11 protein-coding genes are annotated in these 13891 nt (G+C 32.8%); 5 read left to right on the forward strand and 6 right to left on the reverse strand.

Annotation, left to right across the window (positions count from 1 at the left end):
* Nucleotides 1-24 precede the first annotated feature (24 nt).
* Both OYT91_RS01045 and OYT91_RS01050 read right to left on the reverse strand, forming a co-directional pair.
* The gene (locus OYT91_RS01045) at nucleotides 25-1038 is read right to left on the reverse strand and encodes a 2-oxoacid:ferredoxin oxidoreductase subunit beta (RefSeq protein ID WP_281239141.1); all 1014 of its coding nucleotides are present in this window, start codon (nucleotides 1036-1038) and stop codon (nucleotides 25-27) included.
* A gap of 2 nt (nucleotides 1039-1040) precedes the next feature.
* Entirely contained in the window at nucleotides 1041-2894 is a 1854-nt protein-coding gene (locus tag OYT91_RS01050; RefSeq protein ID WP_281239142.1) for a 2-oxoacid:acceptor oxidoreductase subunit alpha, read from the reverse strand.
* A gap of 163 nt (nucleotides 2895-3057) precedes the next feature.
* Here OYT91_RS01050 and OYT91_RS01055 point away from each other — a divergent pair, with 163 nt between their 5' ends.
* The gene (locus OYT91_RS01055; protein ID WP_269223473.1) at nucleotides 3058-3408 is read left to right on the forward strand and encodes a 4Fe-4S dicluster domain-containing protein; all 351 of its coding nucleotides are present in this window, start codon (nucleotides 3058-3060) and stop codon (nucleotides 3406-3408) included.
* 144 nt (nucleotides 3409-3552) lie between these two features.
* Complete coding sequence (nifJ, locus tag OYT91_RS01060; protein ID WP_281239143.1) at nucleotides 3553-7089, forward strand: pyruvate:ferredoxin (flavodoxin) oxidoreductase; 3537 nt, start codon at nucleotides 3553-3555, stop codon at nucleotides 7087-7089.
* 118 nt (nucleotides 7090-7207) lie between these two features.
* Here the strand turns inward: nifJ and OYT91_RS01065 are convergent, their stop codons facing one another.
* Nucleotides 7208-7645 (reverse strand): DUF4268 domain-containing protein, encoded by a 438-nt coding sequence (locus OYT91_RS01065; protein WP_281239144.1) that lies wholly within the window; start codon nucleotides 7643-7645, stop codon nucleotides 7208-7210.
* Nucleotides 7646-7734: 89 nt separating this feature from the next.
* On the opposite strand from OYT91_RS01065, the gene OYT91_RS01070 reads away from it, so the two are divergent.
* Both OYT91_RS01070 and OYT91_RS01075 read left to right on the forward strand, forming a co-directional pair.
* Nucleotides 7735-8388: an NUDIX hydrolase gene (locus OYT91_RS01070; RefSeq protein WP_281239145.1), complete on the forward strand. Its 654-nt coding sequence runs from the start codon at nucleotides 7735-7737 to the stop codon at nucleotides 8386-8388.
* Nucleotides 8389-8488: 100 nt separating this feature from the next.
* Nucleotides 8489-9298: a lysophospholipid acyltransferase family protein gene (locus tag OYT91_RS01075; RefSeq protein ID WP_281239146.1), complete on the forward strand. Its 810-nt coding sequence runs from the start codon at nucleotides 8489-8491 to the stop codon at nucleotides 9296-9298.
* Between the two features lie 69 nt (nucleotides 9299-9367).
* Here OYT91_RS01075 and OYT91_RS01080 read toward each other — a convergent pair whose 3' ends face one another.
* The 3 genes from OYT91_RS01080 to OYT91_RS01090 all read right to left on the reverse strand — a co-directional run bounded on the left by OYT91_RS01080 (nucleotide 9368) and on the right by OYT91_RS01090 (nucleotide 12271).
* A complete protein-coding gene (locus tag OYT91_RS01080; RefSeq protein WP_269223468.1) occupies nucleotides 9368-10021 on the reverse strand; it encodes a DUF8845 family protein in 654 nt (217 codons plus the stop codon).
* Nucleotides 10018-10521, reverse strand: coding sequence for an RNA polymerase sigma factor (locus tag OYT91_RS01085; RefSeq protein WP_281239147.1), 504 nt, complete (start codon nucleotides 10519-10521; stop codon nucleotides 10018-10020). Before OYT91_RS01085 ends, OYT91_RS01080 begins: the two co-directional genes overlap by 4 nt.
* A 688-nt stretch (nucleotides 10522-11209) precedes the next feature.
* Nucleotides 11210-12271 (reverse strand): DUF3810 domain-containing protein, encoded by a 1062-nt coding sequence (locus OYT91_RS01090; protein WP_281239148.1) that lies wholly within the window; start codon nucleotides 12269-12271, stop codon nucleotides 11210-11212.
* A gap of 251 nt (nucleotides 12272-12522) precedes the next feature.
* On the opposite strand from OYT91_RS01090, the gene dcuC reads away from it, so the two are divergent.
* Nucleotides 12523-13890 carry a C4-dicarboxylate transporter DcuC gene (gene dcuC / locus OYT91_RS01095; RefSeq protein WP_281239149.1) on the forward strand — a complete coding sequence of 456 codons (1368 nt, stop codon included), beginning with the start codon at nucleotides 12523-12525 and terminating at the stop codon, nucleotides 13888-13890.
* Nucleotide 13891 lies beyond the last annotated feature (1 nt).

The following is a 13891-nucleotide window of genomic DNA, read 5'->3' on the forward strand; positions in this document are numbered from 1 at the left end:
AATTTTGAATTATTATTATCTTAATTATTTTACTTCGTAAGTTTCTCCTGAAAAGAATAAATCATCCGTTTTGGAAAAATTAGAATTTGCTTTGACTTGTGCTGTTAATTCTTTTTCTCTTTCTTCTAAGGTAACATCGCTAAAACTTCTAATTACCCCCATTGCAATTGGATTTTGTAATCGAACCAGCATTTGGTGCATAGTTGGATCTTGTTCTTTGGCATTGTGTACCAATATATCTTCTTGGGTAATTCCATTTTCTCCGATGGTAACTACTTCTAATTTTAGTCCGTTTAAGACCAATCCTTTGTCTCTGTTTTTGCCAAAAATCATTGGTTTTCCGTGTTCCAAATAGATTTGTTTGTCTTCTTTTACTTCTTTGTCTGTGATATTATTGAAGCATCCGTCATTAAATATTACACAATTTTGTAGAATTTCGATTAGGGATGTTCCTTTAAACTGATGTGCTTCAATAAAAATCTGACCCATTTCTTTTGGGCTATTACCTCCAATTCTGGCAAAAAATCGAGCTTGTGCACCTAATGCGAGTTCACCTGGTGAAAACGGCGGTTGAGTGTTGCCATAAGGAGAAGATTTTGTTTTTTGTCCAATTAATGAAGTAGGCGAAAATTGGCCTTTGGTTAATCCATAAATTTCATTATTAAACATTATAATGTTTAAATCTATATTTCTTCGAAGAACATGTATGAAATGATTGCCGCCAATGGCCATTGAATCACCATCGCCAGTTGCTATCCAGACACTTAAGTTTGGATTGGCCAATTTTATACCCGAAGCAATTCCAGGAGCTCTTCCATGAATACTATGAATTCCATAGGTTTCCATATAATAAGGAAAACGAGAGGAGCAACCAATTCCAGAAACAAAAACCACATCTTCTTTGGCAACATTCATTTCAGGAAGCGCTTTTTGCATGGTACGCAAAATCACATAATCATCACAACCAGGACACCATCTTACTTCTTGATCAGTAGTAAAATCTTTAAGGGTGTATTTATTTATAGGAGTAGTTTCCATAATTATACTAGTTCTTTAAATTTTTGAATCAAATCATCGTTAGCAAATGGTAATCCTTGAATTTTATTGAATTTTAAATAATCAAACTGACTGAATTTGATTTTTAGAACACTAGCAAATTGTCCGCTGTTTAATTCGCAAACCACAATTTTTTTGAATCTAGACAGAATTTCTTCCGTATTTTTTGGCAATGGATTAATGTAATTGAAATGGGCTAAACCAATAGAAGTATATCCTTCTTGATTGATTTGTTTTACTGCAGAATGCAACGAACCATAAGTACCGCCCCATCCAATAACTAATAAATCTCCTTCTTGGGCAAACTCCACTTCTTGGTTGGGTATATTAAATTTTACACGCTCTATTTTTTCGGCTCGAATTTTAGTCATCTCCTCATGATTTAGAGGATCATAAGATATATTTCCAGTAACAGCATCTTTTTCGAGGCCACCAATTCGATGTTCTAAACCTGGTGTTCCTGGAATAGCCCAATTGCGAGCAAGTGTATCTTGATCTCGGTCATAAGGATGCCAATTTTCTTTAGCTTCAAAAATTCGATTATTTTTAATGGAAGGCATTTCAGAAACGGTTTTTATTTTCCAAGGAGCAGAACCGTTTGCAATGTATCCATCGGTCAATAAAATAACAGGAGTCATGTGTTCCAAAGCAAGTCTTGAAGCTTCATAAGCAAAATTAAAACAGTTAGAAGGTGTGCTTGCTGCAATTACAATTAATGGGCTTTCCCCATTTCTGCCATACATGGCTTGCAGTAAGTCAGATTGTTCTGTTTTTGTAGGCAATCCAGTAGAAGGGCCGCCACGTTGTACATCTACAATAACCAGGGGCAATTCAACCATAATAGCCAATCCAATTGCTTCGCCTTTTAAAGCCAAACCTGGGCCAGAAGTAGTAGTTATGGCCAAATCTCCTGCAAATGCTGCTCCAATGGCAGATGTGATTCCTGCAATTTCATCTTCTGCTTGAAAAGCTTTTACGCCAAAATGTTTGTGTTTTACCAATTCATGCAAAATATCGGTTGCAGGAGTAATTGGGTACGAACCCAAGAATAATTCCATTCCTGCTTTTTCGGCAGCTGCAAGAAATCCCCAGGCAGTTGCGGTATTTCCCATTATAATTCTATAGGTACCAGCAGGCAATTTTGCTGGAGAAATGGTATAGGAATTCGGAATTAGTTCGAGTGTTTCGGCATAAAAATATCCTGCATTTAATACTTTGGTATTTGCTTCAATTAAATGAGGTTTTGATTTGAAGGTTTTATTAAAAAAATCAATAGTATGTTCTTTGGAACGATTGTACATCCAGTAAATCATTCCTAAGGCAAACATATTTTTGCTCCTAGAAATCGTTTTTACATCTAGACCAGAAACATCTTTAAGGGCTTCTTTAGTTAATGAAGTCATGTCTACCAATAGTACACGGTAGTTATCTAGACTTCCATCTTCCAATGGATTAGTAGAATATTCAGCTTTTTCTAAATTTTTTTTATTGAAAGAATCAGTATCTACTATTAAAGTATGACCCAATTTTAAAGCCCTTAAATTGGTCTTTAAAGCTGCTGGATTCATTGCTACTAATAGATCTACATTATCACCAGGTGTACTGACTTCAACACTACCTATATGAACTTGAAATCCAGACACACCATACAAGCTACCTTGAGGCGCTCTAATTTCGGCGGGATAATTGGGAAAAGTAGCAATGTCGTTGCCAAACATTGCAGAAGTATCTGAAAATTGTGTACCTGTAAGTTGCATTCCATCTCCGGAATCACCAACAAATCGAATTACTACAGCTTCTAGAACTTCGGGTTGAAGTTTTGTGTTATTTGCAGTCATAATTTTAAGTTTAAAAATATTAAAAACTTTAAAAAAGCAATTCCGTAACTAACAATCAGGTAGTAAATTTAATTGTACTTATTTTATAAAAATATGACGAAAGTCATAAAAAGTTAAAATTATCATATCTAAATTTACTAATAATTATTAAATTCTAAAAAACATGGCTATTATTATAACAGATGAATGCATCAACTGTGATGCATGTATTTCAGAGTGTCCTAACAATGCAATCTATGAACCAGATGATAAATGGTCTTATTCTGATGGGTCTTCTTTGAAAGGAATGGTTAAAACTCCAAAAGGAGTAGATGTGGATGCCGATGAAGAGAATGAACCTCTTTCTGATGAATTCTTTTATATCGTATCAGACAAATGTACCGAGTGCAAAGGTTTTCATGATAAACCACAATGTGCTTCAGTTTGCCCTGTAGATTGCTGTATACAAGACGAAAATCATGTTGAAACAGAAGATGAATTGCTACAGAAAAAAGCTTGGTTACATAATGAGTAGTTGGTAATATTAAAAAGTTAAGACATCCTTTTGAAATAATTTAATGGGAGTTTTAACTTTTTTTGTTTTTTATAATTAATACTATCGGTAGTTTGCAGATGGGTTATATAAGCAAATTGGAGATGGTGAAAACAACTTTATGATATGAATAATAAAATTTTTCCAAAATTAATTTGTGATGGTAACGAAGCAGTTGCAATCATTGCGCACAAAACGAATGAAGTATGCGCTATTTACCCAATTACTCCATCATCCCCAATGGGTGAGCATGCAGAGTTATACAGTTCCAAAGGAAAAACCAATGTTTGGAATAATGTTCCTCGAATTGTAGAAATGCAAAGCGAAGGAGGGGCTGCAGGAACGGTTCATGGTTCTTTGCAAGCTGGTGCTCTAACTACTACTTTTACAGCTTCTCAAGGCTTATTATTAATGATACCTAATATGTATAAAATCGCAGGGGAATTATTGCCTTGCGTTATACATGTAGCGGCACGTACAGTTGCAACACATGCCTTATCCATTTTTGGAGATCATTCTGATGTTATGGCTTGTCGACAAACTGGTTTTTCAATGCTTTTTGGAGGTTCAGTTCAAGAAGCCCATGACTTTGCATTGATTTCACAAGTCACTACCTTAAAATCTAGAGTACCAATTTTAAACATATTCGACGGTTTTAGAACATCTCATGAAATTTCAAAAATAGACGGTATTCCAGATGATATTATCAAAGCAATGATACCAGAAGATAAAATCATGGAACATAAAAAAAGATCTTTGGATCCAGATCGTCCTGTTTTAAGAGGAACTACCCAAAATCCAGATGTATTTTTTCAAGCTAGAGAAGCTTGTAATTTATTTTATGATAAAGTGCCTGCAATTGTTCAGGAAGTTATGGATGAATTCTACGAACATACAGGACGTAGATACAATTTGTTTGATTATATAGGACATCCAGAAGCCGAACGTGTGATTATCATTATGGGGTCGGCAGAGGGGCCTGTCAAAGAAGCTCTTGATGCACTTTTAAAACAAGGTGAAAAAGTTGGGGTATTACTTGTTCGTTTATTTAAACCATTCTCTATAGCTGGTTTTGTTGATAAACTACCCAAAACTGTAAAAAAAATAGCAGTGTTGGATAGAACCAAAGAACCTGGAAGCATAGGGGATCCTTTATATTTAGATATTGTAGCTGCTCTTGTTGAAAGCGGAAGAGAAATGCCAATTGTTGTAGGCGGTCGTTACGGATTATCATCCAAAGAATTTACTCCTGCAATGGTTAATGGAGTATATGAGGAACTGTCAAATTCAAAACCAAGAAATCACTTTACAATAGGTATAAATGATGATGTAACTTTCAAAAGTTTGTATTACGATCCCTCTTTTGATTTTAAATCAACAACAATCAATTGTATGTTCTATGGATTAGGTTCTGATGGAACGGTTGGGGCTAATAAAAATTCGATCAAGATCATTGGTGAAACCACTGATAATTATGTTCAGGGCTATTTTGTTTATGACTCTAAAAAAGCCGGAGCTCAAACCATTTCACACCTTCGTTTTGGGCCAGATCCAATAAATTCCAATTACTTAATTGATAAAGCAGATTTTATTGCCAGCCATAAATTTAATTTTATTGAAAAATTCAATATGATTGCTGATTTGAAGCATGGTGGTACTTTCTTACTCAACTCACCTTATTCTACAGATGAAATTTGGGACAGATTGCCTTTGCAAATTCAAAAAGGAATTATTGAAAAAGAAGTTAAATTTTATGTTATAGACGCTACTAGAGTGGCTCAAGAAGCCAGTCTTGGAAAAAGAGCCAATACCATCCTTCAAACTTGTTTCTTTGCCATTTCGGGTATTTTACCTAAGGATGAAGCGATTGAAAAAATTAAGAATGCAATTGTAAAATCTTATTCTCATAAAGGAGAGAAAGTAGTGAAAATGAATTTTAATGCAGTTGATAAAGCATTAGAAAATTTACATCAAGTTGATTATCCAAAAGTAGTTTCAAGTGAAAAATCAATGCTTTCTGCAATGCGAAACGCACCTGATGGATTTGTTACCGAGGTTTTAGAGAAAATTTTGGCTGGTTTCGGAGATGATCTTCCTGTCAGTGCCTTCACTGTAGATGGAACTTTCCCAACAGGAACTTCTCAATACGAAAAAAGTGGTATTGCCGACTTTATTCCCGTTTGGGATGATGAAAGTTTGTGTACACAATGTAATAAATGTGTTGCTATTTGTCCTCATGCTGCAATTCGTTCCAAAGTAGTTTCTAATGATGAATTAGCTGGATTGCCAAGTTCATTAAAAAGTGCACCAGCAATTGGAAGACCTTTTGCCAAAGAAAATGAATCCTATATTTTACAGGTTTCACCTGAGGATTGTACCGGTTGTGATCTTTGTGTGGCTGTTTGTCCAGCAGTGAGTAAAGAAAAAGAAAACTTCAAATCCATCAATATGCACAAGAAAATTGAAGTGGATGTAGTCGAAAATGTGAACTGGGATTATTTTGAAAAATTATCCTATTATGATCGTGCCGCTTTGCAATTGTCAACTGTAAAAGGCTCTCAATATTTGGAACCCTTATTTGAATTCTCTGGGGCTTGTTCTGGTTGTGGTGAAACACCTTATATTAAATTGATTACACAATTGTATGGAGATAGCATGTTGATCGCTAACGCAACAGGATGTTCTTCAATTTATGGAGGAAATTTACCAACAACTCCTTACAAAACTAATGAGTACGGTAGAGGACCAGCTTGGGCGAATTCACTCTTTGAAGATAATGCCGAATTTGGGTTAGGATTAAAATTAGGTTTATCCAAAAAACAAGAAATCGCAGTTGGATTATTAAAATCCTTAGAATCAGAAGTTGGTAGCGAATTAGTAAGCGCTATTTTGAATAATGGTGAAGAAACTGAAGCTCTTAAAAATGAAAAATTCGCTCAAATTGAAGCGCTAAATAAAATCTTGGTCAAAATCCAAAACAATGACGATGCTAAGAAATTGAGTCAATTGACAGAATATCTTCGTAAGAAAGCAGTTTGGATTTTTGGAGGTGATGGTTGGGCTTATGATATTGGATATGGTGGTGTAGATCATGTACTATCAACTGGTGAAGATATTAATATTATTGTTTTGGATACCGAAGTGTATTCAAACACAGGTGGTCAAGCTTCAAAATCTACTCCTTTGGGGGCAAGTGCTAAGTTTACCATTGGAGGTAAAAGAACCAGTAAAAAAAGCCTTGGACTTCAAGCTATTTCTTATGGTAATGTCTATGTAGCTCAAATTGCAATTGGTGCCAAAGATTTGCAAACACTAAAAGCAATTGAAGAAGCAGCTGCATATCCTGGACCATCATTAATTATTGCCTATTCTCATTGCGGTGAACACGGGTATGAATTGAAAAATGGTGTTAGCCAACAAGAAAAAGCGGTTGAAAGCGGGTACTGGCCTCTCTTTAGATTTGATCCTTCACAACCAAAAGGAAAAAAATTCAAATTAGATTCCAAAGCACCAAGTATTCCTTTAAGCGACTTTATGTACAACGAAACTCGTTTTACAAGGGTAGTAAAAGATAATGCAGAATTAGGAGCTGAACTATTGACCCGAGCACAAGAAGAAGTGGATACAAAATGGGAAAGACTTGAATTATACAGAGATTTATAGTCAATTTTATTTAATCAATTTAAATTAAAAAAGAAAATAGGGTTGTTAATAAAAACCTCCATTGATATTATTTCAAATGGAGGTTTTTTATGAATAAAATTAAAATATGCAGCGAAGATTATATTTCAATATCCTTGATGAATCCATCATATTCTAAATAAAACAATTCTAAAGCATTCATTTTTTCATGGAAAAAATCAAATATCTCATCCCAATACTTACGATTACTTACACTTACATTTAATTTTTCAACCCAAATACGGCTGATGGTTTTTCCATTTTCCAAAGTATGATTTCTTTCATAGACCAAATCTTTGACAAATTCATCTTCTATAATATTTTTTAGGGCCACTAATTTGTCAAAATATTGCATTCTCAATTCCTTGTTTCGCATTTCAATATCGATATGTACTTGAGCTTTGGTGTTTTCTACATAAAATTTAAAAGAAAAATCTTTTATTTTCGTGTCATACAACACCCATTTTCTGGGGTATTTTTGAGCAAATTCAACCCAAAATTCGTGTTTAAGTTTTTGATTTTCTTCCTTACTATACATACTATTTGGTTTTTGTGTTGAAAACTTGTTTGACACTGTTTTCTAAACTATATTTATAATTAATTTGTTTGCAAAAATAAACTTTGATTATGGATTTTCAAGACTTTTTACAATTAGTTCCATATTTTAATGATGTAAATCTTCCAGGCGAAGAAGCGCATAATTTAATGGTGCCAAATGAACGGTTGGAAAAAATGAAATCCATCGATATGAATCTAGTCAGTCCTAAAATTGCAGCCGTAATGATGTTGTTTTATCCAAAAGACGGAATTACTCATTTGGTTTTAATTGTTCGAAATTCCTACAAAGGAGTTCACTCTTCTCAAATAGCCTTTCCAGGTGGAAAGTATGAAACGGAAGACGCCAACTTTGAGAAAACGGCATTAAGAGAAACCTATGAAGAAATTGGTATTCATCCTAGTAAAATTGAAGTATTAAAAGCATTTACTCAATTGTATATTCAGCCAAGTAATTTTATGGTTTATCCTTTTTTGGGTATTTGCAAAGAGGAAATATCTTTTTATCCAGATTCTATCGAAGTGGCTGATATTATTGAACTACCATTATCTACCTTTTTAAGTGATGCTATTATTGTAAAAACAAAAATGAATACTTCATATTCAATTGATATTGATGTACCTGCATTTGAAATTGATGGTAAAATTGTTTGGGGAGCAACGGCAATGATGTTAAGTGAATTGAAAGTAATTTTGAAATATATTTTAAAAAAAAGCAAATTATAAATTGAACTTGTTTTGTTAAAAGGGCGCTTTTTTAGTATTTAAAAAGGAAAAAAAATCGTAATTTTGCAATCCCAAATCTTAAAAAAAAACAATCTATCTTATGGGATTATTTAAGCGAAATCCTTTTGGACACATCCTATTTATAAAAAAATGGTTGATTCGAATCTTCGGATTTATTAGCCACAGAAGGTATCGTGGTTTTAATGAACTGCAAATTGAAGGTTCTGAAATTATTAAAAACCTACCAGATACCAACGTACTTTTTATTTCCAATCATCAAACTTATTTTGCAGATGTAACAGCCATGTTTCATGTCTTTAATGCCAGTTTAAGCGGTCGTGAAGATTCTATTAAGAATGTTTGGTATATGTGGAATCCTAAATTGAATATGTATTATGTAGCAGCCAAAGAAACTATGAAAGCAGGATTACTGCCGAGAATCATGGCGTATGCAGGTGCAATTTCAGTAGAACGTACTTGGCGTGCCAAAGGCGAAGATGTAAAAGAAAAAAAAGATGTAAATCCAAATGATACGGAGAATATTAAAATTGCATTAGATGATGGTTGGGTAATTACGTTTCCTCAAGGCACTACCAAATCGTTTAAACCTGTTCGAAAAGGAACAGCACATATCATAAAACAACACCGACCTATAGTTGTTCCAATAGTAATTGATGGTTTCCGACGTTCGTTTTGCAAGAAAGGTTTACGGATGAAAAAGAAAGGAATCCTTCAATCCTTCATCATCAAAGAACCTTTGGATATCGACTACGATAATGATACCATTGATGAAATTGTAGAAAAAGTAGAATACGCCATCGAGCAACATCCTTCTTTCTTAAAAGTAATTCCATTAGAAGAACTTCAGGAACAAGAAGAATTGAATAAAAAAAGACAGTGGGATTATTAGAAAGTGAGTCGTGAAAAGTGAATGGTTAACATTTGATTTAACTATTCACTTTTCACGACTCACTTAAAATTACAAATCAATTTTCTTTAATTCTTCAAAGTTATTCTGCAAACGCTTTAATAAAATCCCATAGATTAATTTGTAAATCAGCCAGAAAGCGCAGGTAAAAATTGCTGTGGCTATAATTAATACTAAGAAAGATATTAATGCAATATTCAAGGGCATTTCGGGATGGACAACACCATTTTTTGAGGCACCTTCCAAATAGCCTTCATAAAATAAATAGCCTCCAAAAATGATAAAAAATACGGCAAAAAACGTTAAGTTAAACGCAATATATTGTTTGACCACTCTTCGTGTTTTTAATATCGTAGCGATGAGTTTTTTGGTATTATCATCTACAGCAATTTTGCGATACATCGTATAAAACTTAAAAATAAAGAATAAAATCACAGCATACAATATCACAGTCGTAGCTATATAATATCCATAAACACCCAAGTGTTTAATTAATTCTACATTTTTCTCGTCGTATTTGGTAAACGATAAAGCCAATCCTAGGACTAGTCCCAATCCCAGTTCTAAAATACTAATTATAAAAATCCACTTCACCACCGATGAAGATCGTTTGTGAATCATTTTGTAAATCTCGTTTTCCGATATCTGTTCAAAAGAAGCAGCGTTCTTTTTCCAGTCTTTTTTTAATAAATCCAACTCTTTCATACGCCTAATGGATTTAATATTTTTTTTAATTTCCCTTTTATTCGATTCATTTTTACCCTTGCATTCACTTCACTAATTCCTAAAGTTTCCGAAATTTCGGTATAATCCTTGTCTTCCAAATACATAAATACTAACGCTTTTTCAATATCATTCAGCTGATAAACTGCCTTATACATCAATTTCAACTGCTCTTCTTCTTCATAATTATATTCTATGTCATGCGTAAAATGTTGTCTACCTTCGTACTCAACTGTTGCAATGCTGCGCTTACTCTTTCGATACAAAGTAATTGCGGTATTCAAAGCAACTCGATAAGCCCAAGTCGAAAATTTACTTTCTCCCCTAAATTTAGGAAAAGCTTTCCACAACTGAATCGTGATTTCCTGAAACAAATCCTTATGAGCATCCTCCCCAGACGTATACAATCGACAAATCTTGTGGATTATATTCTGGTTTTCTTGCAGTTGCTTGACAAAAGAAGGTTCTAGATTTTCACTCATATTTCATTAGTACGCCGCCCGCACATTTTGTTACAAATCGACACATTTTTTATTAAAATAATCAAAATAATTAGAAGCAGAAATTGATCATTCATAGCATCTTTTCTCCCGCTGTCATTCCAATCTTTTTGAGAACTTTGTCAAAGTTCAAAACTTTGACAAAGTTCTCAAAAAGGATTTTCCCTTCCATCGGGGCTACTCCAGAAATTTAGTTTTTCATTAGATCTTACAGTTTAATCCTACAAATAACAGCATTTGTTAAAATTAATTTTCAAACCCTATAATTCATGTAAGTTTTTAGGTTGAATAATACTATATAACTGTCCGTAACTCATACCAAGAGTCTAAAAATTAAAAATATACCTTTGCGTCTCTGCGCCTTGCGAGCCCAATTTCAAGCAAAGTCGCAGCGACGCAAAGAACAGAAAGGAAAAGTTTTGTGAATAACATTCAACAATTAATCTATTCTTTGAAATGGTACTAGTCACGGATAGTCATATAATGTTAAGTAAAAACTAAGTCCATTTAAGTAAATACAAAACTTTTTTCACATATTTTTACTTTAATCACTACTTAGAAAGCTTGTTTACGTTGTCTTATATGACTTATGGTTCAAAATTAAATGCTGTTTAAAATAGAATTTAGCAGATCTTACTAAAAGGAATAAGGCTAGCTCATAACTTTTAATTTAAAAAGACCTTACTTTATAATAATTCACCATCAAATTCACAAACTTACTGTAACTGTCCATCCCGTCTTTTTGTTGGTTAATTTTTAGAAAACGGTCATAAAAAGCATGAAATCCCGTTTCAATTGGGGTTTGGTATTGTTCCCAAAAATCTTCACTTTCTTTATAGTTTTTCAAAATGCCAGGATGAACAGTTTTGAGTAATCGCTTCAATGTCTCTTCATTTCGTACTTGCCAATTCCCCAAACAATAGCGCAAAGCCATACAATATCCCGAATACTGAAAATACAAATTATCATTTTTTATCGAAGATAAAAATCCTATAAAGTTACATTCGCTCTCGCTGGCATATCCCATCTGATGTGCCATTTCATGATTCGTTGTCATTGGAAAACTGTACATCGGACCCAAATAATTCACCTGAGCTTCATTGGTAAACGGATTCAAATAACCGCCAAAACCCATGTAGGTTAAAGGCAAACTGAAAAGAGATTTCTTGATACTCAAATGCGAATAGGTAAAAAAGTCATACTCTCGAGATAAGTTTTGATATCCATTTTGGTTCATTTCAAAAACCTGATTTTGAGAATAGGGGAATACTACTTTTAGACTGTCATTTTTTGTAATTTGACTTTGAATGGCATTTGTTTTGGCAATTAATTTTTTGGTAAAAATCAATAAATCCGTATCGGTATAATCTCTTTCAATCGCCATTTTTTCAAACAAAGGTTCACGGTAATAATTCAATGCCCAAAGTATATGAAAGAAAAAATAAAACACGGATAAAACACTCAAAATAGTCAGAAGATTGTTTTTCCAATCTAACTTCCAAGATTTTCTTTTGGTCCAAAACCATTTTAAAGCGAATAAAATCAAAATAAAATAAATACAATCCCCAATTGAAAATGGAATTTTTCCTAAGACGATTCTCGAAAATTTTGACAGATAAACATAAAATCCGTTGCTGTAAAAACGTTCTACGCTTTCCGGAAAAAACCGAATGATTTTTAGAATTATGATTTGAATCAATAAGAATATGGGGAGAATGTAGCGGCGTTTCATTTTTTATAAATTGTATTGTAAAGAAACAAATTTTGGTCGTTTTTATACATTATTTTTTTTAAAAATAAATTTTGTTTATTTTATTGACTATTCTTTTATTTCTATTTATTAAAATAAATTATAAAAAAATAATGTTAAGTTGTTCAAGATTTGATTATTAACATTATTTTTTCTAAATTAAAATAAAGTTAAAAGATTGTATTTTCTGGTATTTATAAGTAAATTTAAATTTAATTCTTAAAAATTTGTTTATGATATTATATGGATCAGTACTTGCTTTAATTTTTATAGTGATAGTTGCTAGGCTTTTAATTTTAAAATATAATCCACAGGCAGTTTTACTATTTAGTGGTTTATTTATGTTGATAATTGCTTTGCTTTTAGGATTTAAAATGCCAATATTAGTGAAACCTACAGGATCAAGCTTTCTAAATATTTTTGAATATATTAAAGTAGCTTTTAGCGAAACCAACGCTCAAGTAGGATTATTAATTATGGCAATTGGAGGTTTCGTTGCATTTATTGAAAAAAATGGGGCTTCTGATGCTTTGGTTTATTTAGCTTTAAAACCATTGTCGCTTATGAAAAAGTATCCCTATATAATAGCCTCTTTAGTCATTCCAATAGGTCAATTTCTGTTTATTTGTATTCCATCTGCAGCAGGGCTCAGTTTGTTGTTAATGGCTTCCGTTTTTCCTATTATGGTAAATCTTGGAGTTAGTCGTTTATCAGCAGTATCTGTTATTACAGCAACAACCGCTTTTGGTGTTGGGCCTGCTTCTGTAATAACTGCTCGATCCGTTAAAATCATTGACACTTCATCAGTATCACATTTTTTTGATTCACAAATTCCGTTAATGGTTCCTTTAACAATAACATTAATGATTTGTTTCTTTTTTGTAAATAGATATTTTGATAAAAAAGAGAATTCAAGCGCAACTGTTCCAATCGAAGAAAAAGAAATAGTTTTAAAGGTACCTTTATATTATGCTATTTTGCCAATACTTCCATTGATTATATTATTAGTTTTCTCTGAAATGTTTTCGTTTTTTGAAACGCCTATTCACATAGATACTACTACTGTTATGATTATTTGCGTTTTTATTGGGCTACTGATGGATTTAATACGAACTCGAAATTTAAAAATGGTTTTTGAGTCTTTACAAATATTTTTTAATGGAATGGGTGATATTTTCAAGTCGGTTGTAACTTTAATTATTGCTGCCGAAATGTTTTCTAAAGGTTTAATCAGTTTACTATTTATAGATGGTTTGATTACAAGCTCACAAAGTATAGGATTAGGAGGTGTAGGGATTAGTATTGTTATGGCAGTAATGATATTTTTTGCTTCGGTTCTTATGGGAAGTGGAAATGCTGCTTTTTTTGCTTTTGGACCATTAGTCCCAAAAATCACAAATGAATTAGGGGTTTCTACTACCTCTATGATTTTGCCAATGGAATTTTCTGCTTCAATGGGTAGAACAGTTTCGCCAATTTCAGGAGTTCTTATTGCAAGTTCAAATATTGCCAAAGTTTCTCCATTTGACATTGCAAAAAGAAATGCAATCCCATTTGGGATCACTTTTTTGGTCATGATAATTATTCATTTTATACTATAAT

This window comes from Flavobacterium praedii, from assembly GCF_026810365.1.
In the GTDB taxonomy this organism is placed as follows: Bacteria; Bacteroidota; Bacteroidia; order Flavobacteriales; family Flavobacteriaceae; genus Flavobacterium; species Flavobacterium praedii.

Bases quoted from the DNA above. Each gene is read 5' to 3' on its own strand.
- OYT91_RS01065 (WP_281239144.1), bottom strand. From the start codon at position 7,645: ATGTATAGTAAGGAAGAAAATCAAAAACTTAAACACGAATTTTGGGTT.
- OYT91_RS01085 (WP_281239147.1), bottom strand. From the start codon at position 10,521: ATGAGTGAAAATCTAGAACCTTCTTTTGTCAAGCAACTGCAAGAAAAC.
- nifJ (WP_281239143.1), top strand. From the start codon at position 3,553: ATGAATAATAAAATTTTTCCAAAATTAATTTGTGATGGTAACGAAGCA.
- OYT91_RS01045 (WP_281239141.1), bottom strand. From the start codon at position 1,038: ATGGAAACTACTCCTATAAATAAATACACCCTTAAAGATTTTACTACT.
- OYT91_RS01070 (WP_281239145.1), top strand. From the start codon at position 7,735: ATGGATTTTCAAGACTTTTTACAATTAGTTCCATATTTTAATGATGTA.
- OYT91_RS01075 (WP_281239146.1), top strand. From the start codon at position 8,489: ATGGGATTATTTAAGCGAAATCCTTTTGGACACATCCTATTTATAAAA.
- dcuC (WP_281239149.1), top strand. From the start codon at position 12,523: ATGATATTATATGGATCAGTACTTGCTTTAATTTTTATAGTGATAGTT.
- OYT91_RS01080 (WP_269223468.1), bottom strand. From the start codon at position 10,021: ATGAAAGAGTTGGATTTATTAAAAAAAGACTGGAAAAAGAACGCTGCT.
- OYT91_RS01090 (WP_281239148.1), bottom strand. From the start codon at position 12,271: ATGAAACGCCGCTACATTCTCCCCATATTCTTATTGATTCAAATCATA.
- OYT91_RS01055 (WP_269223473.1), top strand. From the start codon at position 3,058: ATGGCTATTATTATAACAGATGAATGCATCAACTGTGATGCATGTATT.
- OYT91_RS01050 (WP_281239142.1), bottom strand. From the start codon at position 2,894: ATGACTGCAAATAACACAAAACTTCAACCCGAAGTTCTAGAAGCTGTA.